The organism is Bradyrhizobium sp. CCBAU 45389, from assembly GCF_028128625.1.
Classification (GTDB): Bacteria; Pseudomonadota; Alphaproteobacteria; order Rhizobiales; family Xanthobacteraceae; genus Bradyrhizobium; species Bradyrhizobium liaoningense_B.
Genome location: NZ_LBIY01000092.1, coordinates 148,312 through 171,763, shown reverse-complemented (window position 1 = coordinate 171,763; position 23,452 = coordinate 148,312). Strand labels below are relative to the sequence as shown.

Below are 23,452 nucleotides of genomic sequence, written 5' to 3'. Positions count from 1 at the left end.
TGCTCACTCCGCCTGTGCTGTCTCTACCTTCAACGCCTTGGCATAGACCACGCCCGAATTGGTGATGTGCATCGTCATCAGCCGTTCGAAAGCGGCAAGCTCGCCGCGTGCGAACAGGTCGAGCAGCTTGCGGTGCTCGTCGAAGGAGGTGCGGGTCCTGACGTCGATCGGCGAGGTCAAATTGGTGCGGAGCGCGGCGACGCGGCCGGAGACGAGCTGGTAGGATTCGAGGAGATAGCGGTTGCCGCAATGGGCGAACAGCGCCTCGTGGAACGCGGCGTCGGCGCGGCCATAGGCGATGTTGTCCCGTGCCGCGACGGCAGGCTCCATCGCCGCGATCGCATCGCTCATCGCGGCGATCGCACTGTCGCGATCATGGCGGAAGGCAAGCTCTGCCGCCTTTGGCTCGAGCGCGATGCGGAAGGTGCAGAGCGCGGTGATGTCGTCCGCGCTCGGGGTGAAGACGAAGCTGCCGACCTGCGGCCGGATCACCACGAGGCCCTGCGCCTGCAGCTGGCCCATGGCCTCGCGCACCGGCGTGCGGCTGACGCCGAAGGAATTCGCCACCATCTCCTCGGAGATGGCGGCGCCCAGCGCGAACTCACCCTCGATGATGGCCTGACGCAGCCGCTGCATCACGCGCTGCGACAGCGATTTCGGCGTATCGAGCTTGAGCGATCGCATGCGCGCTCCCGCTCAGATCACCTTGCCGGGGTTGAGCAGATGATCGGGATCGAGCGCGGCCTTCAGCGTCCGCATCAGCGCGATCTCGGCCTCGCTCCTGGCGTGACCCAGCCACTTCTTCTTCAGCGTGCCGATGCCGTGTTCGGCGGAGACGCTGCCGCCCATCTCGCGGACGAGACCATAGATGATCGCGTCCATCTCTTCCTTGGGCTGCTGCTCGACCGTGAGGCCGGTGACCCAGGAGACGAGATGCAGGTTGCCGTCGCCGATATGGCCGTAATAGACGCTCTCGCAGCCCTTGATGCCGGAAGCCAGCGCCGCCTTGCAGCGGGTGGCGAACTCGTCCATCCGTGCCACGGCAAGGCCGATGTCGTAGGAGATGTGCGGGCCCAGCACCTGGCCGAACTCGGCACAGATGTCGCGCACGCGCCAGAACGCTTGCGTCTGCGCCAGCGACTGCGCCACGGCGGCGTCGGCGAGCAGTCCGCCCTCCATCAGTTCCTCGAGCCAGCTCTGGAAGCGCGGCGCATCGATGCTCTCGTCGGTGCCTTGCGCCTCCACCAGCACGTAGAGACCGTGGCCTGCGGCGACCGGCGGCTTCACGCCGGCGCGATTCGTGATGACGTCCCAATAGTCCGGCCACATCACTTCGAACGCCGACAGCAGCGGGCCGAGCCCGCTGCGCGCCGCGCCGAGCAGCGCGATCACCGCCGCATAATCCTTCAGCGCGCAGAGCGCGGCCATGGTCGAGCGCGGCTTCGGGAACAGCTTCAGCACGACGCGGGTGATGATGCCGAGCGTGCCTTCCGAGCCGATGAAGAGATGCTTCAGATCGTAGCCGGCATTGTTCTTCATCAGCTTGTTGAGATTGGTGATGATGGTGCCGTCGGGCAGCACCACTTCGAGACCGAGCACGAGCTCGCGCGTCATGCCGTAGCGGATCACGCGGTTGCCGCCGGCATTGGTCGAGAGATTGCCGCCGATCGCGCAGGAGCCGCGCGAGCCGAGATCGAGCGGAAAGAAGAAGCCGGCTTCGTCGGCGGCCTTCTGGATCGTCTCCAGCGGTGTGCCCGCTTTCACCGTCATCGTCGCGGAGGCGCGATCGATCTCCTCGATGCCGGTCATGCGCTCCAGCGAGATCGCGACCCAGCCCGCTTCGGGCGATGCGCCGCGGCACAGCCCGGTCAATCCGCCCTGCGGCACGAAGGGCAGGCGCGCCTGCCGGCAGGTGGCAATCGCATCGGCAACGCCTTGCGCATCGGTCGGGCGGATCACCGCCAGCGGCGTCTGCGGCAGGCTCGCGCTCCAGTCATTGCAATTGCGCGCCGGCACATCGGTGCCAACAAGCACGGCGGCCGAGCCGAGCCTGTCGCGCAACGCGCCGAGCAACTGATCGGGTCGTTCAACGGGGGTCACCATGTTCATGCGAGACCTCCTTTATGATTCGGCTGCGCCTCATGCGCGCCTTGACGGTGGAAAGGGTTTGCGCAGCTCTTGTATGTAAGGTACAACATGAAAAGTAAAGTAAAAACAAGGCGCCGTCCGGCAGAGAAGATCGTTAGGGATCAGTGGCTTAGTCGACGGCCGTAGCAAAGGGTGGTGGAATGACGGAGGCGATTCGCGGGTTCTGGGTGGCGTCGGCGACGCCGCTGGCAGCGGACGGCAGCGTGGACTCTGCCAAGCTCGCCGCTCACGCCAAGCAGCTTTTCAGCAAGGGCGTCGACGGCGTCGTGCTGTTCGGCACCACCGGCGAGGGCACCTCGTTCAATGCCGCCGAGCGCATTGCGACCATCGAAGCCCTGCTCAAGAACGGCGTTGCTGCAGAGCGCATCGGCATCGGCGGCGGCTTTCCCGCCATCACTGACAGCATCGCGCTGACGCGCGCCGTGCTCGGCCTCGGCCTGCGTCACGTGTTGCTGTTGCCGCCCTATTTCGATCGCGGCGTCTCGCCCGAGGGCATCGAGGATGCGTTTGCCGCGATCTTCGACGGTGTCGCCGACGATCGCCTGCGCGCCTATCTCTATCATATCCCGCAGGCCTCGGGCGTCGCGATCCCGACGACGGTCGCCGCAAGCCTGCGCAAGCGCTACGGCAAGGTTGTCGCGGGCCTGAAAGACTCCAGCGGCGACTTCAAGCAGTTCCAGGCGTTCCGTGCCGCCGCGCCCGAGCTCGCCATCACCGTCGGCAACGAAGCCGACATCACCCGCGCCATCGCGGCCGGCGGCGCCGGCACCATCTGTGGCATGGCCAATGTGGTGCCCGAGCTGGTCAAAGGCATGGTTGACGGCAAGGACGTCGAAGCGCGCATGCAGGCCGCGATCGACATCGTGCTGAAGACACCGTCATTCACCGCGACGCTGAAGGCGATCCTCGCGGCACAGACGGGCGATGCGGCCTGGCTGCGCGTGCGCCCGCCGCTTCGCGCCTCGTCCGACGGCTCGGCGCTCAAGCGCAAGCTCGACGAGTTGATGGCGCCTGCCATCGCGTGATCGTGAAATATCGGAACACGCCGCCGCGAATTCGCGTGCGGCGTGTTGCGTTCCACGCGGGATCAATCGCTGATTGATGTCCGGTGTCGCCTACGCTTAGAACGATTCAACACTAGAGCGATTCAAGCTCGTCTACGGTTCTCCTCGATCTCGACGGCTGTTACACGCGCACACTTCAACGTTCTTGACTTGAAGTGGAATGAAAGTGCGTGCCTTCGTGGATGGCCAGCGCGACAGCGGCCATCGAACTCGTGCCGGCAAGAGCCGTGCAGGTCTTCTCATCGGAGCGGCCGTGCTGCTCATCGAAACTCCCTCCAACACGACGAGCGCGCAGGCGCAATCGGCACTGCCGCCGGTGACGGTGGAAGCCCCGGCGCCGCGGCCGAAACCGGCACGTGCATCGGAAGGGTCTCCACGCCGCACGCAAGCCGCCGCTCGCCGCCAGTCCAGTCGCAATCCCGCACCCGCGGCGCCGACGCTTTCGGAGCGCGCCGCCGCGGAAGCCGCCGCGCAACAGGCCGCAAAGCTCGGTTACCGCGCGATGCCGAGTTCGACCACGCTGCGCAGCGGCTCCTCGCCGCTCGACACCTCGCAGTCCGTCAACATCGTGCCGGAGCAGGTGTTGAAGGACCAGCTCCCGCGCAACATCGACGATGCGTTGATCAACATCAGCGGGATTACCCAGACCAACACGCTCGCCGGCACCCAGGACGCCGTGATCCGCCGCGGCTTCGGCGACAACCGCGACGGTTCGATCATGCGCAACGGCATGCCGCTGGTGCAGGGGCGCAGCCTCAATGCCGCGGTCGACAGCGTCGAGGTGCTGAAGGGGCCGGCCTCGCTGCTCTACGGCATCATGGACCCCGGCGGCATCGTCAACACCATCAGCAAGCGTCCGGAACTCTATCAGCACGGCTCGGTCACGCTGCTCGGCTCGACTTACGCGAACAACCGCAACGGGGCCGACGGCACGCTCGACATCACGGGTCCGATCGGCGACGGCGGTCTTGCCTATCGCTTCATCGGCTACGGCGTCAGCGAGGACTATTGGCGCAATTTCGGCCGCCACAGGGAAATGCTGGTGAACCCGTCGCTGGCCTGGTACGGCGACACCACGACGGTCCAGCTCACCTATGAACACCGCGAGTTCATCTATCCGTTCGACCGCGGCACAGCCTTCGTCAACGGTGCACCACTGGCGATTCCGAAGACGCGCCGGCTCGACGAGCCGTTCAACAACATGTGGGGCACCTCCGACCTGATCCAGGGCTCGGTCGAGCAGAAGCTCGACGACAACTGGAAGGTCACGGCGGCCTACAGCTACAACACCGAAACCTATAGCGCCAACCAGCTTCGCATCACCGGCGTCAACGCCAAAACCGGCGTCGAGACCCGCAGCAACGACGGCACCCAGAACTCCCTCAGCAACGCCAGCTACGGCACCTCTTATCTGCAGGGTGATGTCTGGGTGGGCGGCTTCCGCAACGAGATCTTGTTCGGCGGCGAGGCGCTGTATCGTACGATCGATCGCCGCGACCTGATCCGCCAGGCGACCCCGAGCTTCAATTTCTACAACCCGGTCTATGGGCTGGTCACACCGGGCACGACCATTTCTGCAGTCGACAGCGAGCAGACCGACAAGCTCGGCACGCGCGGCTTCTTCGCCCAGGACACGTTCCATCTGACCAACTGGCTGTCGGTGGTCGGCGGCGTGCGCTGGATGGAATACGAGCAGCTCGCCGGAAAGGGCCGGCCGAACTTCATCACGAACACAAATCTGGCGGGCGACAAGGTGCTGCCGCTCGGCGGTATCATCTTCAAGCTGAACGATCAGCTCTCGTACTATGTGAGCTACACGCAGTCGCTGAAGCCGACCTCGACCATCGCGCTTTACTCCGGTGCTCCCACTGGCTTCGTCGTCGACTCCACGATTGCGCCCGAAGAGGGAACGCAGTGGGAGACCGGCGTTAAATTCGACGTCAACAAGCGGCTGTCTGGCACCTTGGCGATCTACGACATCGAGAAGAAGAACGTGCTGGTCCGCGACGATCTTGGCAACAACGTCATTGCGATGCGGACGTCCGCGAAGGCGCGGTCGCGTGGCGTCGAATTGGACGTGACCGGCAAGCTGACCGACGATTGGAGCATGATCGGAAGCTACGGTTATACTGACGCGCGCCTGGTTGACGATCCCATCAACGGTGACGCCAAGCTCTTGAACGCCGCGATGAACACGGCATCGCTCTATCTCGTCTACGATTTCGGCGACAAGCTGCCCGGACGTCTGCGGCTCGGCGGCGGCGCGCACTATGTCGGTGACCGTCCGGGCGACTCCGCCAACACGTTCTTCTTGCCGGCCTATACCGTCGCAGACGTCTTTGCGACCTATGACACGAAGATCGACAATCTGCCGGTGACCTATCAGTTCAACATCAAGAACCTGTTCGACAAGGTCTACTATACGTCCACCACCGGAAGTGCCTTGAATGTAGCCATCGGTGATGCCCGACGCTTCTCGCTGTCGGCGACGGTGAAGTTCTAGTCATGGCCGTGCGGCTGGGCCACACTATCAAGGCTGCTCTGCTCCAGGTCCATTCCATCGCGGGCCTGGTGCTCGCGCTGCTGCTTGCCCTGATCGCGCTGACCGGCGCGGTCATGAGTTTTGAGGACGAGATCGTCGATCATCTCAACGCCGGCATCATGCATGTCGCGCCGCGCGAGACGCCGGCGCTGATGCCGGACGAGTTGGTCGCCCGGCTGAAGGCGGGGCAGGATTTCGGCCAGGTCTCGGCCGTGATGCTGTCGAGCGATCCGGCCGCCGCCGTGCGTGTCCGCTTTGCGCGCGACGAGCAGGGCGCGCGACCGGCGTCGCTCTATGTCGATCCCTATGACGCGCGCGTGTTGGGGCCACCGCGCGGCGAAGAATTCTTCGCGACCGTTCGCAGGCTGCATCGCTGGCTGCTGGTGCCCGGCGATGCCAAGGGCTGGGGACGTCAGGTTACGGGCGTCGCCGCGCTCGGCCTGATCGTCATGCTGATCTCCGGTCTCGTGCTGCGCTGGCCACGCCGCGCGCGCAGCGTGAAGATGTGGCTCAAGCCCAATCTCGGTCTCAGCGGGCGCGGGCTGCATCGCTCGCTGCATGCGGTCATCGGTACCTGGGTTCTTCCAGTCTATCTGGTGATGACGCTCACCGGCCTGTGGTACTCGTTCGACTGGTACAAGGACGGCGTCGTCTGGCTGCTGGCGCGTCCGGAGGTCAGTGCTGCGAAGATGCAGCCCAAGATGTCCGCGAAGACTCCGCGCGCCTCCGCCCGCTCCGAGCCGGTCCAGCCGATCGGGTTCGACCAGGCATGGGCGACGTTCCGGCGTGAGGAGGGCGACGGCTTCGCCAAGGCCTTGCTGACGCTGCCGCCCAGCCCCGGCACGGTGATCCGGATCCGGTCGTGGGGGAAGGATTCGACGCTCGACACCACGCGCGATGAATTCCGGATCGATGCCGTCTCCGGTCAGCTGGTTTCGGCGGAGCGTTACGCCGACAAGACGTTCGGCGAGAAGATCATTGCGAATGTGCTCGACATCCATCGCGGCGCGATCCTTGGCTGGCCCGGCAAGCTCGCGTTCATGATTGCCGCGGCCTTGATGCCGCTGTTCTCGGTCACCGGCATCCTGCTCTATCTGTCGCGCCGCAAGCTGCGGCGCCCCGCGCAGCCGTCGCTCGGACGGCTCGTTCCAGGCGAGTGATCCGACAAGCCGCTGTTCAGATCCGCCTGGATCGCGTCGCGATATTTGCGCGACACGTCACTTCGGCTGCATGCGCCGTTCACCAATGACGACGTCATTGTTGATGGCGTAGACAAAGCAGCCGCCGTCCCTGCCATTACGCGTGGGATCGCTGTTGCATTTTGCCAGTGCGGAGGTCTGTGCGTCCTGCAGACTTGGATCCCCGGCCGAAATGAACAACTTGCCCCAGGGGTGTATCGCCATGGCCTTTGGCTCCATGGCCTTGTCGTAATTCTGTACGTCGGGACGCTGCCTGGTCACCCGTCGGATGATCGGGATCTGGGACAGATCATACTTGCCTGCATAATGCAGACGCGGCATGTCCCGTGCTGTCAGCTCGCCTTCCACGACGAGCTCTTCGTTCACCGCCAGCAGAGCGCACGGTTTGCCGTAGCGCAGCTGGCACGATTCCAGCGAGCGGTCACCTGTCACCGACGCGTCCTCGTGCTCACAGGACCGAAAATAGCTCGCGCTGACGAGCTCCACGGCCTGCCCCTTGTTGGGCTTGCAGGCGACGTAGTCCTTGATCAGCGTGTCGCGGACAAAGCCGAACACGGTCGGCGTCGTCGCGGCTACGATCGACGCCATCGCCCGCTCGAATTGGGACTTGCGCTCCGCATTGGTCAGCGCGGCCATGGCCGCACCCGGAAGCACCAGAAACACCACCAGGAATTTTATGATTCGCATGCTGCCCCCCACGCACGAGTCGGAACTTTACCCGCCCGGCGCCCGCGGACAACATCCTTCTTTGCGCGGCTCCGCGCGATTGGACACCGCAGGGCGGGAGGGCATGTCCTCGTCGGGCTGGTCAAGCGGTCCGCAATCGGCCAAAAGCGCCCTGTTCAAACTTCGAAGGCTGCCTGTCCGATGACGCTCCCGACCGTCACCCCCGCCGATATCCGCCGCGCGCTGCTGTTGCGCGAGGAAATCGCGCTGCTCGATCTCAGATATGAGGCCGGCTTTGCCACCGGCCATCCGCTGTTCGCCGCCAACATGGCCGCGGATCGGATCGCGGTCGAAGCCGAGGTGCGGCTGCCACGCAAGGACGTGGCGATCGTGCTCTATGATGACGGCGAGGGGCTGGTTGCGACCGGCGCCGAACGCCTTGCGGCGCTCGGCTACACCAACATCCGTGCGCTCGAGGGCGGGCTGAAGGCCTGGCGCGATGCGGGCTATCAGGTGTTCGAGGACGTCAACTCCTATTCCAAGGCGTTCGGCGAGCTGGTCGAGGCGCGCCGCCATACGCCCTCGCTCAGCGCCGACGAGGTAGCAAAGCTCATCGCCGACAAGGCCAATATCGCCATCCTCGACGTTCGCCGCTTCGACGAATATGCGACCATGAACATTCCGGGCTCGGTCAGCGTGCCCGGCGCGGAGCTGGTGCTGCGGGCAGGCCAGGCCGCGCCCGACCCTGAAACCACCATCATCGTCAATTGCGCCGGCCGCACCCGCTCGATCATCGGCACGCAGTCGCTGATCAATGCCGGCGTGCCGAACAAGGTGCGGGCGTTGCGCAACGGCACGATCGGCTGGACGCTGGCGCGGCATGCACTCAATCACGGTGCTGACAGGCGCGGCGCGATCGGATCGTTCGAAGGCGGGCCCGCCAACGCCCGCGACGTCGCCTATCGAGCCGGTGTCGGCCACATTGGAGCGGGCGAGATGTCGGCGCTGCTCGCAGAGACCAATCGTACGCTCTATCGTTTCGACGTGCGCGACGCCAAGGAATATGCGGCCGGCCATCTCCCGGGCTTCCGTCATTATCCAGGCGGCCAGCTCGTCCAGGAAACCGACATGGCCGCGCCGGTGCGCGGCGCGCGCATCGTGCTGACCGACGACAAAGGCATGCGCGCCGACATGACGGCGTCCTGGCTCGCGCAGATGGGCTGGGAGGTCTATGTGCGCGAGGGCGGCTATGACGGCGCGCTGGAAGTCGGTCCGCCGCTGGTGTTGCCGAAGCCCGATCCGGCCCACCGCTACCGCCGACCCTATGAGGGCACCGACGTCGCGGAGAAGGCGATGCAGGCCTATCTCGATTGGGAATACGGCCTCGTCGAGCAGCTCCGGCTCGATGGGACGCACGGGTTCTATGTGATTTGACGCGCGTGGTCCGCGCGCTCCGCGTCAATACTCCATGACCGTCACCCTGAGGTGGCCGCTTCTTCAGCGGCCCTCGAAGGGCGACGGCCCGGCTGCATCGGGGCCGTTCATCCTTCGAGGCTCCCGGCGCGATGCTAGGCATCGCGCCACTCGCACCTCCAGCGACAGCGGCTTCGCCGCTGCGCAGGGATGACGGGCAACGTTGCGGGCGCGCGGATAACGGGTCTGGTACACCAGCACACCTCCCGCCCCGCCATCTTCTCCCCGTATCCGAACCCTATTGTGCTGTGCACCGTCCGCGGTCTATGAGCTGCGGCAAAGCCGCCATTTCAGGAGATACTATGCCAGCCCCAGGCCAAAGCCCTGAGCGGAGCGCGAAGGCGCTTCTGCTCGAAGGCGTCAATGACAGTGCTGTGGACCTGTTCAGGAGCGCGGGTTTCACCAATGTCGACCGGCTCACCAAGGCGCTGGACGGCGAGGCGCTGCGCCGGGCGCTCAAAGGTGTGTCGCTGCTCGGCATCCGCTCGCGCACCCAGATCACCGACGAGGTGCTCGCGGCCGCCGATCAGCTGCTCGCGGTCGGCTGCTTCAGCGTCGGCACCAACCAGGTCGATCTCTTGGCCGCGCGCAAGCGCGGTATTCCCGTGTTCAATGCGCCGTTCTCGAACACCCGCAGCGTCGCCGAGCTCGTGATCGGCGAGATCGTGATGCTGCTGCGGCAGATCTTTCCGCGCTCGGTCTCCGCCCACGAAGGCGGCTGGGACAAGTCGGCGGCCGGCAGCCGCGAGGTGCGCGGCCGCACCCTCGGCATCGTCGGCTACGGCAATATCGGCTCGCAGCTCTCGACGCTCGCCGAAGCCATGGGCATGCGCGTGATCTTCTACGACCGCACCGACAAGCTGCGCCACGGCAACACCGAGCCGGTCGAGAAGCTCGAAGAGCTGCTGGCGCAGAGCGACGTCGTCAGCCTGCACGTGCCGGAGACGCCGGAGACCGCCGGTATGATCGGCGAGAAGGAGCTGCGGGCGATGAAGCCGGGCTCGTTCCTGATCAACAACAGCCGCGGCACCGTGGTCGATCTCGATGCGCTGGCCGGCGCCTTGCGCGACGGCCACATCGCCGGCGCTGCGATCGACGTGTTTCCGGTCGAGCCGTCCTCGAATTCGGAGCGATTCAAGAGCCCGGTGCAAGGCCTGGGCAACGTCATCCTCACCCCGCATGTCGGCGGCTCGACCGAGGAGGCGCAGGAGCGCATCGGCGGCGAGGTCGCGCGAAAACTGGTCGACTATTTCATCACGGGATCGACCATGGGCGCGGTGAACTTTCCGGAAGTGCAGCTGCACCTGCGCCCCTCCGGCGCCCGCTTCAGCCACGTCCATCGCAACGTGCCGGGCATGCTGCGGCGGCTGAACGAGGTCTTCCTGCAGCGCGACATCAACATCGCCGCGCAATACCTGGAGACCGCCGGCGACCTCGGCTACGTCGTGCTCGATGCCGACCTCGGCGGCCAGGATTCGGGCGAGCTGCTCCAGCAGATCCGCGCCCTCGAAGGCACGGTCGGCGCAAGGCTGGTATTCGAGCACTAAACGCTCCACGTTCCGGTTGCATCTTGCGGCAACTGCTCTCACACTGCGGTCGAATTCGACGTGGTCAAAAATCACGTCGAATTTGAGCTTCAGTTGCGTGAGTGTCCGCCATGGAACGCGACGCCGTACTGATTGATCTCGCACTTCAGGGCGGCGGTTCGCACGGCGCCTTCTCCTGGGGCGTGCTCGACCGCCTCTTGGAAGAGAGGTGGCTTACGATCGCCGCAATCTCCGGAACCTCCGCAGGCGCGATGAATGCGGCGGTCCTGGCGGACGGCTGGACGGCCGGCGGCGCCGAGGGCGCGCGTGAGGCGCTCGACCGATACTGGCGCCGTGTTTCGAAGGCCGCGGCCTTCAGTCTGCTCCAGCGCTCCCCGCTCGACCGCTTGATGGGACGCTGGACCCTCGATACGTCGCCCTTCTACGTCCTCACCGACCTGATGTCGCGTGTGCTGTCGCCCTACGATCTCAATCCGACCGGCTACAATCCGCTGCGCGCGGTGCTGGCGGAGAGCATCGATTTCGAACGCCTCGTGCGCTCGCCGATCCAGCTGTTCATCACCGCAACGCGGGTGCGCACCGGGCGTGGCCGGATCTTCCGCAATGCGGAGATCACGGCCGACGTGCTGCTGGCATCGGCCTGCCTGCCGACCATGTTCCGCGCCATCGAGATCGACGGCGAGCCCTATTGGGACGGCGGCTTCGCCGGCAACCCGACGATCACGCCGCTGGTCCGCGAAAGCGACGCGCACGACACCATCCTCGTCCAGATCAATCCGACCGAGCGGCTGGAGGAACCGCGGACGGCCGCAGAGATCCTCAATCGGCTCAACGAAATCTCCTTCAACTCGCCGCTGATGAAGGAGCTGCGCATGATCGCGCTGCTGCGCCAGGCGGCCGACCCCGGCAGCGGCGAAGGTGCGCGCTGGGCGAAGATGCGGACACACCGGGTCAAGAGCGACATGCTGGCGAAGTTCGGAGCGTCCTCGAAGCTCAACGCGGAGTGGGAGTTCGTCTCGATGCTGCGCGCGGAGGGACGCATGGCCGCGGACGACTTCCTCACCGAGCACGGCGCGGATATCGGCCGTCGTTCGACCGCCGATCTCGACGTCCTCCTGTCGGAGTGCTGAGGCATGGGTCTGCTCGGCCTCCTCGTCGGGCTCGGTCTGCTCGTCCTGTTCGCCTTCCGCGGCTGGAGCGTCCTGCTGCTCGCGCCATTCGCCGCACTCGTTGCCGCGCTGTTCGGCGGCGAGCCGCTGCTCGCGAACCTGACCCAGGTGTTCATGGTGAACGCAGCGGGATTTCTGGCGCAGTTCTTCCCGATCTTTCTGCTTGGCGCCGTCTTCGGCAAGTTGATGGATGACAGCGGAGCGGTGACGTCGGTCGCAGGCTTCATGGCGGAGCGCCTCGGCGAGCGGCGCGTGATCCTGGCGGTCGTGCTCGCCGGCGCGCTGGTTACCTATGGCGGCGTCAGCCTGTTCGTTGCGTTCTTCGTCATCGTTCCCATGGCCCGCTCGCTGTTTCGCGCGGCTTCTATCCCGCGTCGTCTGATCCCGGCGGCGATCGTGCTGGGAACGTCGACCTTCACGATGTCGGCGCTGCCGGGCACGCCGTCGATCCAGAATGCGATCCCGATGCCGTTCTTCGGCACGACGCCGTTTGCCGCGCCGGGCCTCGGCATCATTGCCTCCCTCATCATGCTCGGCACAGGATTGTGGTGGCTGCACCGTGCTGAAGCTGCGTCGCGCCGCGCAGGAGAGGGCTATGGCGACGATGTCGAGGATTCGGCCGAGCAGGCGGCTGCTGACGAGCTCGTGCGCGAGCGCGCGACGACCGCCCGCGAGTTCGATCCGGCTGAGCTGCAGCACGGTCATCGCAGCGAGCGGCCATCGCCGGTGCTGAACGCCATCGTGCCGCTGGTCGTCGTGGTGGCCGTGAATCTGGTGATGTCGCTCGTGCTGCTGCCGCGGCTCGATGTCAGCTATCTCGCCGAGCAGCGTTTTGGCGAAACGTCGCTCGCGGCCGTCGCGGGCGTGTGGTCGGTCGCGGTGGCGCTGGCGGCGGCCATCGTCACGACCATCGTGCTGAACTGGGCGCGCCTGCCGGCGCTCCGCCGGACCATGGACGCCGGGGCCAATGCGTCGGTCCTGCCTGCGTTCAGCGTCGCCAGCCTCGTCGGATTCGGCGCCGTCGTCGCCTCGCTGCCGGCGTTCACGATCGTGCGCGACTGGGTGCTGGCGATCGAAGGCGGACCGCTGGTCTCGCTTGCGGTTGCGACCAACATCCTGGCCGCGCTGACCGGGTCGGCCTCGGGCGGCCTGACCATCGCCCTCGATGCGCTCGGCCCGACCTATGTCGAGCTTGCGGCGCGGACCGGTATCGACCTTGCACTAATGCATCGCGTGGCGGTGATCGGCGCGGGTACCCTGGACATCCTGCCGCACAACGGTGCCGTGGTCAGCCTGCTCGCGATCTGCGGCCTGACGCACCGCCACAGCTATTTCGACATCGTCATGGTGGGCATCGTGACGTCGCTCCTGGCGCTGGTGGTTGTGATTGCCCTGGGTAGCGTGCTGGGATCGTTCTGACGGAAAGCCGGCGTCGGCGATTGACGGAAGGACCAAGGTTGCATTGAATGCGGCCAACTTCCGAACGCAACAGAACAAGCCGGGTGGAAACGATGAAGCGAAACAGAGCGAAGCTGCGCGCATGGCTCGTGGGCACGGCAGCCGCAATGAGCGCGAGCGGCGCGTCGGCGCTGACGCTGGCGGAGGATGCCGAGACGGTCTGCAAGGGGCTGGTCGGCGGTGCCGATGCCGTGAAGATCGACGCAGCGACGTTTCAGTCGCCTTCGCCTCTCGCCGTTGCCGAGCGCGGCCCGACGCCATCGGGGCGGATCACGCCCGCCAATCCCGGATTCTGCAAGGTGCTCGGCCATATCGACCCGGTCGATCCCAAGGCCCCGCCGATCAAATTCCAGGTCAACCTTCCGATCGAATGGAACGGGCGCTCGGTGCAATATGGCGGCGGCGGCTTCAACGGCGTGCTGATCACCGGCCTTGCGCTGCCGCCGGCCTATCCTTTCGACAAGCCGTCGCCGCTCGCGCGCGGCTTTGTTACCTATGGCACCGATTCCGGCCACGAGACCAAACCAGGCGAGCCGCCGCAGCTGTTTGCATTGAATGACGAAGCGTTCGAGAATTTTGCCCACCGCGCTTACAAGAAGGTGCGCGACGCGGCCGTCGCGCTGATGGCGCGTGCCTACGGCAGGAAGCCGGAGAAGATGTACTTCATGGGCTCGTCCGAGGGCGGCCGCGAAGGCCTCACCATGGCGCAGCGTTATCCCGACGATTTCGACGGCATCTTTTCACGCGTGCCTGTCATCAACTGGGTCGGTCTGCAGCATGCCGGCACGCGCTCGGGCCTTGCGACCATGGGCGAGGGCTGGATCAATCCGGCGCAGGTCAAGCTCGTCGGCGAGGCCGTGCGCGCGGCGTGCGACAAGGCTGACGGCTCCGACGATGCGCTGGTGCAGGATCCCGTCACTTGCAAGGCGGCATTCAAGGTCGAGACGCTGCGCTGCGCGGCCGGCAAGAGCGGCGATCAGTGCCTGACCGATCCGCAGATCAAGGCGATCAACACGCTGCATGCGACCTACAAATTCCCGTTCGTGCTCGCCAACGGCCTCGACGATTATCCGGGCTGGGGCGTGTCGGGCGAGGACACGCCGGCAATCGGTCCGACCGGCGGCTGGGTGGCGTGGTGGCTCGGCACCGCGCCGCCGGCGCAGCCGCCCGCGCCGAACAACGGCATCGCCTGGATCTACGGCGCCGGCGGCATCCAATATGTATTCGCGCGCGATCCCAAGCTCGACGTCACCACCTACAAGGTGGAGGACCACAAGGCGCGGCTGCTCGAGGTCTCCAGCCTGATGGATTCGACAAATCCCGATCTCAGCCGCTTTCGGGAGCGCAAGGGCAAGCTGATCATCCTCGAGCACATGGCCGACTATGCCCAGAGCCCCTACGCCGGCATCCGCTATTTCGAGAACGTCGAGCGCCTGATGGGGACGGCGACGACGGCGCAGTTCGCGCGGCTCTACACTGCGCCCGGCGTCGATCATGTCGGTTCGGGGGCGCCCGCCAATGTCGACATGCTCAGCGTGCTGGTCGACTGGGTCGAGAAGGACAAGGCGCCCGGCGACCTCGAGGTCACCGAGCAGAAGGTCGAAGCGCCCGCGTTCCCTGTCGTCCGCGCGCTGCCACTGTGCCGCTGGCCGGCCTGGCCGCACTACAAGGCGGGGTCGGTGACTGAGGCGTCGAGCTATTTCTGCGCGCAGTGACTTGACCTCTCCCCGCTTGCGGGGAGAGGTGAAGAAGCGCGCCTAGTGCGCACCACCTCCGCCCGCCGCCTTCACCCGCCGCGTCAGCAGCACGGCGATCGCGGCGAGCACCAGCACCACGCCGATCACCGCAAAGGTGTCGGAATAGCCCATCACCAGCGCCTGGCGCTTCACCGTCTTGCCGAGCGCGATGATGGCCTGCTCGCGCGCGGCGTTGGGGTCGGGCACGCCGTGGGCCATGAAATAGTCCGTCATCTGGGCGATGCGGCTGCGGACCTCCTCACGGCCGAGGGTGACGGAATGGCCGATGATGTTGGAGTGGAACTGCTCGCGCTTGGTGACGATGGTGGCGAGCACCGCGGTGCCGATGGCGCCGCCGAGATTGCGCATCATGTTGGAGATGCCGGAGGCCGCCGCCGCATCCTGCGGCGCGACGCTGCCGAGGCTGAGTGCCGAGAGCGGCGCGAGCGTCAGGGCCTGGCCGACTGCGCGCACGATGTTGGGCATCAGGAACTGATCGCCGGAATAGTCGAGCGACATCTGGATATTCATGAAGGAGCTCGCGGCGAACAGGAGCAGGCCGACGGTTGCGACATAGCGGCCGTCGAACCGCTGCATCAGCTTCGGCACCAGCGGAATCAGCAAAAGCTGCGGCAGCCCGGTCCAGGCCAGCACGTTGCCGATCTGCTCGGCATTGTAGCCCTGCACCTGGCCGAGATAGGCGGGCAGGAGATAGACCGAGCCGAACAGCGCGAAGCCGAGGAAGACCGCCGCGATCGTGCCGATGCCGAAATTCCATTGCGTCAACAGGCGCAGGCGCAGCAGCGGCTTCTCCGCCACGAGCTCGTTGGCGATGAACAGCGACAGGCTGACCGCGGCGATGACCGCGAGGCGAGCGATGAAGGGCGAGCCGAACCAGTCGTCCTTGTTGCCTTCCTCCAGCACGGCTTGCAGCGAGGCGAGGCCGACGGCCATGGTCGCGATGCCGAACCAGTCACCCTCGCGCAGCAAAGCGAGGTTCATCGGTTGGCGCTCCAGCGTGAAGAACAGCGTAGTCACCATCACCGCGGTCGGCAGCACGTTGACGAAGAAGATGGTCTGCCAGCCGTAATTCTCGGTGAGATAGCCGCCGATGGTCGGCCCGATCGCCGGCGCGAACGTCACGGCGAGCGAGAACATGGCAAGGCCGATCGGCTGCTGGCCCTTCGGCAGCCTGGTGAAGACCAGCGTGAAAGCCATCGGGATCAGCACGCCGCCGAAGAAGCCCTGCAAGCCGCGCATCGCGATCATCGACGGTAGGTCGTGAGTGAAGGCGCAGGCGACCGAGAAGGCCGCGAACAGGCTCGCGAAGCTCAGGATGATGTTGCGGAACGAGAACACCCGCGACAGATAGTCGGTCAGCGGAATCACGATGATCTCGCCGATCAGGTAGGACGTCGAGATCCAGGAGCCGTTGTCGGCGCCGGTGCCGATGCCGCCCTCGATGTTGAGCAGCGAGGCGTTGGTGATCTGGATGTTCAGGATCGCCATGAAGGCGCCGATCATCGCCGCGAACACGGCGATCCAGAGCGTGGCGCTGGCCCGATTGGGGTCGGCAGCGATGCGCTCAGGCGTCGCGGCCGGTATTGCGGGTGCTGGCGTCGATATTGAGAGGCTGTTTGACATGGCACGACCCTCCGGAAACGGGTTTTGCTTTGGGCGTCGCTGCGGCCTGGGCGGTCGGCGCTGAGCGTGTTGCGATCGTCGGGATCACGGACATGCCGGGCCGCAGCGCGATCGCAGGCGCGGTCTCGGCATCCAGCGCGATCTTCACGGGAATCCGCTGCACGATCTTGGTGAAATTGCCGGTGGCGTTGTCGGGCGGCAGCAGCGCGAATTCCTGGCCGCTGGCCGGCGCGATGGAATCGACGTGACCGTGCACGAGCTGGCCCGGGAACGTGTCGATCTCGATCTCGACGCTCTGTCCGGCACGGACATGGGTGAGCTGGGTCTCCTTGAAATTGGCGACCACGTAGGCACCCTGAGCCGGCACGATCGCCATCAACTGCGTGCCCGCCTGCACGTACTGGCCGACGCGCAAGGTGCGATTGCCGACGACGCCGTCGATCGGCGAGATGATCGTGGTGTAGCCGAGATTGAGCTCCGCCTGCTGCTGGACCGCGGCTGCGCGCGCGGCGGCGGCCCTGGCTTGCACGATCTCGGCCCTGAGGAGATCGACCTGCTTCTGTGCGGAGATGAGGTTGGCGTTGTCGCGCGCGATCGCGGCGTCGGCGCCGGCATCGCGCGCCTGCGCCTGCTGCGCGTTCTGCACGCTGCCATAGCCGGTCTTGGCGAGATCGGTGTAGCGCTTGTTCTCCTGCTGCGCGAAGGTCTTCGCGGCCGTGTCGACATCGATGGTGGCTTTCGCCGCGGCGATCACCGCCTCTTGAACCTCGAGCTGGGCCTGCTTGCTCGTCACCGTCGCGTTCGCGGCGGCAACGTCGGCCTTGGCCTGGTCGAGCGCGACGCGGAAGTCGCGGTCGTCGATCCGCGCCAGCATCTGGCCGGCCTTCACATGCTCGTTATCGGCGACCAAGACGCGGTCGAGATAGCCGCTGACCTTCGGCGCGATGGTGGTGTTGTCGGCCTTCACATAGGCGTCATCGGTGGAGACGAGGAAGCGCCCGACGGTCCAGTAATCGTAGCCGTACCAGCTCGCGCCGGCGAGCGCGATGGCGGCCACGCCCGCCAGCAACGCCTTGCGAAGGTTCAGCTTTCGGCGCGGGGCCGGGATCGGCGCGGCGGGCAGGATGCCTTCGGGCGCGCTCGTCGGCACCGCTATGGTTTCACTCTTGGGCGGGTTGGTGTGCACGGTCATGGCCGGCTCCCTGAATTAGGAAACTTGACGATTTCCAAAATAGGACTAGCTTGGGGAGAGTCAATGGAATGACAGGCATCATCTAAAAACATGGCTCAGGCAAAACCGTCATCAGAAGGCCGCCCGCGCGGGCGGCCGCCGGTGCGCAGCGACGACGAGACGAAGCGGATCGTCATCGAGGCGGCGCGGCACGCCTTCGCCGTCGATGGCTACGCAGCAACCAGCACCGAAGAGCTGGCGCGCGGTGCCGGCATCTCAACCAAGACCCTCTATCGGCTGTTTCCGGGCAAGGCGGCACTGTTCGAAGCGATGTGCGCGGACCGGCTCGACCGGTTGCTCTCCGACGTCAATCTTCAGGCCAACAATCGGGCCGACATCGAAACGAGCCTGGCTGCCGTGCTTGTCGCCTGTGCTGATCTCGCGCTCGATCCAGAGGTCGTGGCGCTGCAGCGTATGGTGCTGCAGCAGTCGGCCACGTTTCCCGATCTTGCCGCGAACTTTTACAGGGATGGCATCTCCCGTACCGCGGCGGCGCTCGCGGGCTGGCTCCGCGATCAAGTCAAGAAGAAGCGCATAGCACTCGATAACGTCGATGAAGCCGCCGGGATGATGATCGGCATGATGGTGTCAGCGCCGCAGCGCGCGGCGATCTACGCCAGCCTGGCCCTGCCCTCGCGCAAGGAGATCGAGAGGCGGGCGAAAGTATGCGCCGCAATTCTGCTCGACGGCTGTCGCGCGCCGTTGGGCAGTTAGCTTCGGCAGGTTTTGACAATCGGCCGGCGTCCGGCTATATGTTTCGCATGCGAAATAAATCGCCCGAGGCGAGGCGCCATCGGCTGATCTACCTGCTGAACGTCGCGCAACGCCGGTTGCAACGCTGGATGGCAGCGCAGCCCTCGAGCGAGGTGACGCCGGCGCAGGCGGGGCTATTGTTCATCCTCGGCAAGCAGGACGGCATCCTCATGGGCGAGGCCGGCGCGGCGCTCGACATGGGGCCGGCCGGCGTTTCCGGGCTGGTCGATCGCAGCGCCGCGGCGAGGCTGGTCGAGCGCCGGACCGACCGCGAGGACGGGCGCGCTTTTCGCGTCTGGCTGGCGCCGAAGGGACGGACCGTGCTGACGCAGGCGAAGACCGATGCGGCCAGGATCAACGCGGCGCTGACGGACGGATTTACAGCTGCGGAGATCGACATCGTCGCGCGCTGGCTAACCAGCGTTCAGGACAAGTTTCCAAGAGACCAAGAGGAATAAGGAGAGTGCAATGACCGAGCATGTCCGGATCGAGAACAACGGCGGAATTCTCACCCTCACGCTGTCGCGTCCCGACAAGAAGAACGCGCTGACCGATGCGATGTACGGCACGCTCGCCGACACCATCGAATCCGCCGAGTTCGATCCGTCCGCGCGCGTGATCCTGATCCGCGGTGAGGGTGACATGTTCACCGCCGGCAACGACGTCGGCGAATTCGCGGCCGTCGCATCCGGCAAGTCGGAAGGCAGCCGCAACGTCATCCGCTTCATCCAGTCGCTGGCGCGCTGCACCCGGCCGCTGGTCGCCGCCGTGCAGGGCCGCGCCGTCGGCGTCGGCACCACGATGCTGCTGCATTGCGACCTCGTGGTGCTCGCCGACAACGCGCAATTGTCGACGCCCTTCGTCAGCCTCGCGCTGGTGCCGGAAGCCGCCTCCAGCCTGCTGATGCCCGCGCGTATCGGCTATGCACGCGCCTATGAGATGTTCGCGCTCGGCGAGACCGTGCCGGCCAAGGCCGCGCTGGAATGGGGGCTCGCCAACCGCGTCGTGCCGCTCGACAGGCTCGATGCGGAGGCGCTGGCACTGGCGCAGCGGCTCGCCCGCCAGCCCGCCGGCGCGCTCACCGCCACCAAGAAGCTGATGCGCAATGGCGAGGCGCTGGTCGCGCAGATGCAGGCCGAAGGCGAGCAGTTTGCGCTGCGCCTGCGCACCGCCGAGGCGCGCGAGGCGTTCACGGCGTTCGCCGAGCGCCGTCCGCCGGACTTCACGAAAGTCGCATGACGAGCCCCCGGCCTGGCGCAGGCGTGGCAGGCCGGAAAGCCGGCATTTGACTACAACCTTAACGAAACATTGGCATTCGCGATGCAAGGTGGCCGCTATTGAAGAATAGGCCCCTGGCTCATGGCAATTTTTAAGAAATCGGTAAGCACGCTGCTCCTGGTGCTGATGGCGCTCTTGGCTGCCGGTGCGCTGACCAGCACCGCGATCCAGATGGTCGGCGCTTTCGGCCGCTACAGCGACAGCCTGGAGACGGCCCGCCTTGCCGCCGCCGACAAGGCGATCTTCCATGGCGTGCTCGCATTGCGCAACAATCGCGGCGATGCCCAGAGCGCCATCCTTGGCGAGGACGATCCCAAGGCAAAACTCGCCGAGGCCGAGAAGGCCGAGCAGGCCGGCTATGACGGCATCAGCGCCGCGCTTGCGACCGTCGATTTCGCGCGCCGCGATGAGCTTGCCAGCACGCTGAAGCAGCGCTGGAACGACGCCGCGCCGCAGTTCCAGCTGTTCTACGACGAAGCCAAGCGTCCGCGCGCCGAGCGCAAGATCGAGCGGACCAATTCCTGGTACGATGCCGTCACCAAGGTCATCGACACCGCGAACCTCGCCTCTACCGCAGTGTCGAACCGCGCCTGGATGAACGATCCCTACATCGCCCGCATGATCCAGGTCCGCCGATTCGCCTGGCAGGTGCGCGACCGCTATGGCATCCATTGCTCCTCGCTTCGCTCGAACGTCAACGGCAGCAAGCCGCTCGACGATGCCCAGAAGCGATCGGTGGCGCAATGGGATGGCACGATCACCTCCGGCTGGGCAGGTATGGCCGAGTTGCTCGCTGCGCCCGATGTCACGGCGGAGCTGGTGACGGCAGCATCGGACGCGAAGGCCAAGACCGACGGTGTGCTCAAGCAGATCGGTGAGCTCACCAGGAATTTCGACGGCAGCGGCAAGCCCGCGATGCCTGCCTCGGAATGGAATGCGCTGTGCCAGTCTCCGTTCGCCTCCATCGTCGCCATCGCGAACAAGGCCCTGGACCAGTCGATCGCGCGCGCGGAGACGATCCAGGCCAAGGCCCTCACCAATCTCGTGGTGCAATCGCTCGCGTTCCTGCTGGCGCTCGTGGTGACCCTGGCCGGCGTCTATGTGGTGCGCAGCCGCCTGATGCGGCCGGTGCGTGCCATCCTCGATGCCATCGCGCGGATCGGTGCGCGCGACTATGCGACGCCGGTTCCGCAATCCCGCTATCCCGACGAGTTCGGCACCATGGCGGCCGCGCTCGAAAGCCTGCGCGAAAGCGCGGCGACCGCCGAGCGTCTCGGCCAGGAACGCGAATCGCAGCAGACGCTGCAACTCGCCCGCTCCGGCTCGGTGGATGCGGCGTGCCGCAGCTTCGACGACACCGTGCAGGCCGTCATTCACAGCGTTGCGGCCTCGGCCAAGGAGCTTGATACGACGGCAACCGGCGTGCGCTCGCTGGTTGCGGAATCGAGCAGCCAGACCGCGGCGGTGTCCTCCGCCGCCGAGCAGGCCACCAACAATCTCGAGACCATCGCCGCCGCGACCGAGGAGCTCTCGGCGTCCGTCGGCGAGATTTCCGCGCAGGTACAGTCGAGCGCGCGCGAGGCCCGCGAGGCCGTGGCGCAGGCCGAGCAGACCAATGCGACGGTCGAGATCCTCGACCAGACCGCGAGCCGCATCAGCGAAGTCGTGAAGATGATCCACGCCATCGCCGGCCAGACCAACCTGTTGGCCCTGAACGCCACCATCGAGGCCGCGCGCGCGGGCGAGGCCGGCCGCGGCTTCGCCGTGGTTGCCGGCGAGGTCAAGAGCCTCGCCGCGCAGACGGCGACGGCGACCGAAGAGATCTCCCGCCAGGTCGAGGAGATCCAGGGCGCGACCGGCCAAGCGGTGACCGCGATCCGCTCGATCGGCGGCGCCATCAGCGGCATCGACGAGAAGATGACGGCGATCGCCGCCGCCGTCGAGCAGCAGCGCGCGGCCACCACCGAGATCTCGCGCAACTTCCAGCAGGCCGCGCAAGGCACCCGCGAGGTCACCGACACCATCGGCAGTGTCGCCAGGCTCAACCAGGAGACCGGCAACGCCGGCACGGTGCTGTCGGAATCCGTGAAGAAGATGTCGGCTGATGCCGATCGTCTCCGCGTCGCGGTCGAAGGCTTCCTCGGCGCGGTGAAGACCGCGTAACTTCGTTCATCCTCCATCCTGACGTCGCGCGGGCATTGCCGCCGGTCCGCGCGGCGGGTACATCTGTGCCGCCGCGCCCGTATGCGGCGACAGACGCAAGACACATCAGGGATGGAGAGTTCGATGCCGGTCAACCCACACAAGGCCCAGCGCCCCTATCGCGGCGTGTTCCCGGTCGCGCCCACCATCTTCGACGAGCGCGGCGAGCTCGACCTCGAGGGCCAGCGTCGCTGCATCGACTTCATGATCGACGCCGGCTCGAACGGCCTCTGCATCCTCGCCAACTTCTCCGAGCAGTTCGTGCTCACCGATGCCGAGCGCGAAACCGTGATGCATGCGGTGCTGGAACAAGTTGCGGGCCGGGTTCCCGTCATCGTCACCACCACCCATTTCAGCTCGGCCGTCTGCGCCGCGCGCAGCAAGCAGGCCGAAGCCGCCGGCGCCGCCATGGTGATGGTGATGCCGCCCTATCATGGCGCGACCTTCCGCGTCCCGGAGAAGGGCATCGTCGAGTTCTTCAAGGTGCTCTCGGGCGCGATCAACATTCCCATCATGATCCAGGATGCGCCGGTCGCCGGCACGCCGCTGTCGGTCGAGCTGCTGGCGCGGCTGTCGCGCGAATTCTCCAACATCCGCTACTTCAAGATCGAGGTTCCCGGCGCCGCTTCAAAGCTCCGCAGCCTGATCGAAGCGGGTGGCAAGGACATCGAGGGCCCCTGGGACGGCGAGGAGGCGATCACGCTGCTCGCCGATCTCGACGCCGGCGCCACGGGCGCCATGACCGGCGGCGGCTATCCCGACGGCATCCGCCAGATCATCGATCCCTATTTCGCCGGCAAGCGCGAGGAAGCCAAGGCGGCCTATGAACGCTGGCTGCCGCTGATCAACTACGAGAACCGCCAATGCGGCCTGATCGCCTGCAAGGTGATGATGCAGGCGGGTGGCGTGATCAAGTCGGACGCGGTGCGGCATCCCTTGCAGCCGCTGCATCCGGCGACACGCGCCGGGCTTCTGGAGCTCGCCAAGGAACGCGATGCTCTGGCGCTAAGGTGGGGGAAGTAGAGCCACATACCCCGCAGCCGTAGGGTGGGCAAAGCGAAGCGTGCCCACCACCTGTTGTCATCGCGAAAAGTGGTGGGCACAGCGCTCCGCGCCTTTGCCCACCCTACGAATGCTGAATGCGATGCCCCGCCTCGGCTAATACGCTACTGCCGTCCCGTCCCCCTGTGAGCAATTGCGCACCAGGCCGGGACGACACTGTGGAGGAGGTGCGCGCTCGCCTCATCTCATCGGCCCATATCGGCTGAAGGCGTCGAATTAGCGCGGCCCGGGCCGTTTCCCGCAGCTCCGCGATGGCATATTGTACGCTTGCCGACCAGGC

General features: G+C 66.0%; 18 protein-coding genes. 13 read left to right on the top strand and 5 right to left on the bottom strand.

Going from position 1 to position 23,452, the window contains the following annotated elements; translation table 11 throughout:
* Positions 1 to 3: 3 nt before the first annotated feature.
* Complete coding sequence (locus XH79_RS23315; protein WP_271583082.1) at positions 4 to 684, bottom strand: GntR family transcriptional regulator; 681 nt, start codon at positions 682 to 684, stop codon at positions 4 to 6.
* A gap of 12 nt (positions 685 to 696) precedes the next feature.
* A complete protein-coding gene (locus tag XH79_RS23310) occupies positions 697 to 2,109 on the bottom strand; it encodes an FAD-binding oxidoreductase (protein WP_271583081.1) in 1,413 nt (470 codons plus the stop codon).
* Between the two features lie 179 nt (positions 2,110 to 2,288).
* On the opposite strand from XH79_RS23310, the gene XH79_RS23305 reads away from it, so the two are divergent.
* From XH79_RS23305 to XH79_RS23295, 3 genes are all read left to right on the top strand, one after another.
* Positions 2,289 to 3,173 (top strand): dihydrodipicolinate synthase family protein, encoded by an 885-nt coding sequence (locus XH79_RS23305; protein WP_271583080.1) that lies wholly within the window; start codon positions 2,289 to 2,291, stop codon positions 3,171 to 3,173.
* A 199-nt stretch (positions 3,174 to 3,372) separates the two neighbouring features.
* Positions 3,373 to 5,715, top strand: a complete 2,343-nt coding sequence (locus tag XH79_RS23300) for a TonB-dependent siderophore receptor (RefSeq protein ID WP_271583079.1) — start codon at positions 3,373 to 3,375, stop codon at positions 5,713 to 5,715.
* A gap of 2 nt (positions 5,716 to 5,717) precedes the next feature.
* Positions 5,718 to 6,914 (top strand): PepSY-associated TM helix domain-containing protein, encoded by a 1,197-nt coding sequence (locus XH79_RS23295; RefSeq protein WP_271583078.1) that lies wholly within the window; start codon positions 5,718 to 5,720, stop codon positions 6,912 to 6,914.
* A gap of 57 nt (positions 6,915 to 6,971) precedes the next feature.
* On the opposite strand, the gene XH79_RS23290 is transcribed toward XH79_RS23295, so the two are convergent.
* Positions 6,972 to 7,589: a hypothetical protein gene (locus XH79_RS23290; protein WP_271583077.1), complete on the bottom strand. Its 618-nt coding sequence runs from the start codon at positions 7,587 to 7,589 to the stop codon at positions 6,972 to 6,974.
* A gap of 231 nt (positions 7,590 to 7,820) precedes the next feature.
* Here XH79_RS23290 and XH79_RS23285 point away from each other — a divergent pair, with 231 nt between their 5' ends.
* From XH79_RS23285 to XH79_RS23265, 5 genes are all read left to right on the top strand, one after another.
* Positions 7,821 to 9,053 (top strand): rhodanese-like domain-containing protein, encoded by a 1,233-nt coding sequence (locus tag XH79_RS23285; protein WP_271583076.1) that lies wholly within the window; start codon positions 7,821 to 7,823, stop codon positions 9,051 to 9,053.
* Between the two features lie 341 nt (positions 9,054 to 9,394).
* Positions 9,395 to 10,639 (top strand): phosphoglycerate dehydrogenase, encoded by a 1,245-nt coding sequence (gene serA, locus XH79_RS23280; RefSeq protein WP_271583075.1) that lies wholly within the window; start codon positions 9,395 to 9,397, stop codon positions 10,637 to 10,639.
* Between the two features lie 110 nt (positions 10,640 to 10,749).
* Complete coding sequence (locus XH79_RS23275) at positions 10,750 to 11,769, top strand: patatin-like phospholipase family protein (RefSeq protein WP_212341302.1); 1,020 nt, start codon at positions 10,750 to 10,752, stop codon at positions 11,767 to 11,769.
* Between the two features lie 3 nt (positions 11,770 to 11,772).
* Complete coding sequence (locus XH79_RS23270) at positions 11,773 to 13,227, top strand: GntP family permease (protein ID WP_271583074.1); 1,455 nt, start codon at positions 11,773 to 11,775, stop codon at positions 13,225 to 13,227.
* 92 nt (positions 13,228 to 13,319) lie between these two features.
* Complete coding sequence (locus tag XH79_RS23265; RefSeq protein WP_271583073.1) at positions 13,320 to 14,981, top strand: tannase/feruloyl esterase family alpha/beta hydrolase; 1,662 nt, start codon at positions 13,320 to 13,322, stop codon at positions 14,979 to 14,981.
* Positions 14,982 to 15,023: 42 nt separating this feature from the next.
* Here the strand turns inward: XH79_RS23265 and XH79_RS23260 are convergent, their stop codons facing one another.
* Both XH79_RS23260 and XH79_RS23255 read right to left on the bottom strand, forming a co-directional pair.
* Positions 15,024 to 16,646, bottom strand: coding sequence for a DHA2 family efflux MFS transporter permease subunit (locus XH79_RS23260; protein ID WP_271583072.1), 1,623 nt, complete (start codon positions 16,644 to 16,646; stop codon positions 15,024 to 15,026).
* Positions 16,588 to 17,838, bottom strand: coding sequence for an HlyD family secretion protein (locus XH79_RS23255; RefSeq protein ID WP_271583071.1), 1,251 nt, complete (start codon positions 17,836 to 17,838; stop codon positions 16,588 to 16,590). Before XH79_RS23255 ends, XH79_RS23260 begins: the two co-directional genes overlap by 59 nt.
* Before the next feature lie 141 nt (positions 17,839 to 17,979).
* Between XH79_RS23255 and XH79_RS23250 the strand changes: the two genes are divergently transcribed.
* The 5 genes from XH79_RS23250 (at position 17,980) to XH79_RS23230 (ending at position 23,133) form a co-directional block, all read left to right on the top strand.
* Positions 17,980 to 18,591 carry a TetR/AcrR family transcriptional regulator gene (locus tag XH79_RS23250; RefSeq protein ID WP_333938884.1) on the top strand — a complete coding sequence of 204 codons (612 nt, stop codon included), beginning with the start codon at positions 17,980 to 17,982 and terminating at the stop codon, positions 18,589 to 18,591.
* 47 nt (positions 18,592 to 18,638) lie between these two features.
* Entirely contained in the window at positions 18,639 to 19,088 is a 450-nt protein-coding gene (locus XH79_RS23245; protein ID WP_271583069.1) for a MarR family winged helix-turn-helix transcriptional regulator, read from the top strand.
* A 10-nt stretch (positions 19,089 to 19,098) separates the two neighbouring features.
* Positions 19,099 to 19,869: an enoyl-CoA hydratase gene (locus XH79_RS23240; RefSeq protein ID WP_212341292.1), complete on the top strand. Its 771-nt coding sequence runs from the start codon at positions 19,099 to 19,101 to the stop codon at positions 19,867 to 19,869.
* Between the two features lie 120 nt (positions 19,870 to 19,989).
* On the top strand, positions 19,990 to 22,071 hold the full coding sequence (locus tag XH79_RS23235; RefSeq protein ID WP_271583068.1) for a methyl-accepting chemotaxis protein: 2,082 nt from the start codon (positions 19,990 to 19,992) through the stop codon (positions 22,069 to 22,071).
* A gap of 123 nt (positions 22,072 to 22,194) precedes the next feature.
* Positions 22,195 to 23,133, top strand: a complete 939-nt coding sequence (locus XH79_RS23230; RefSeq protein ID WP_212341290.1) for a dihydrodipicolinate synthase family protein — start codon at positions 22,195 to 22,197, stop codon at positions 23,131 to 23,133.
* Positions 23,134 to 23,452: the final 319 nt, after the last annotated feature.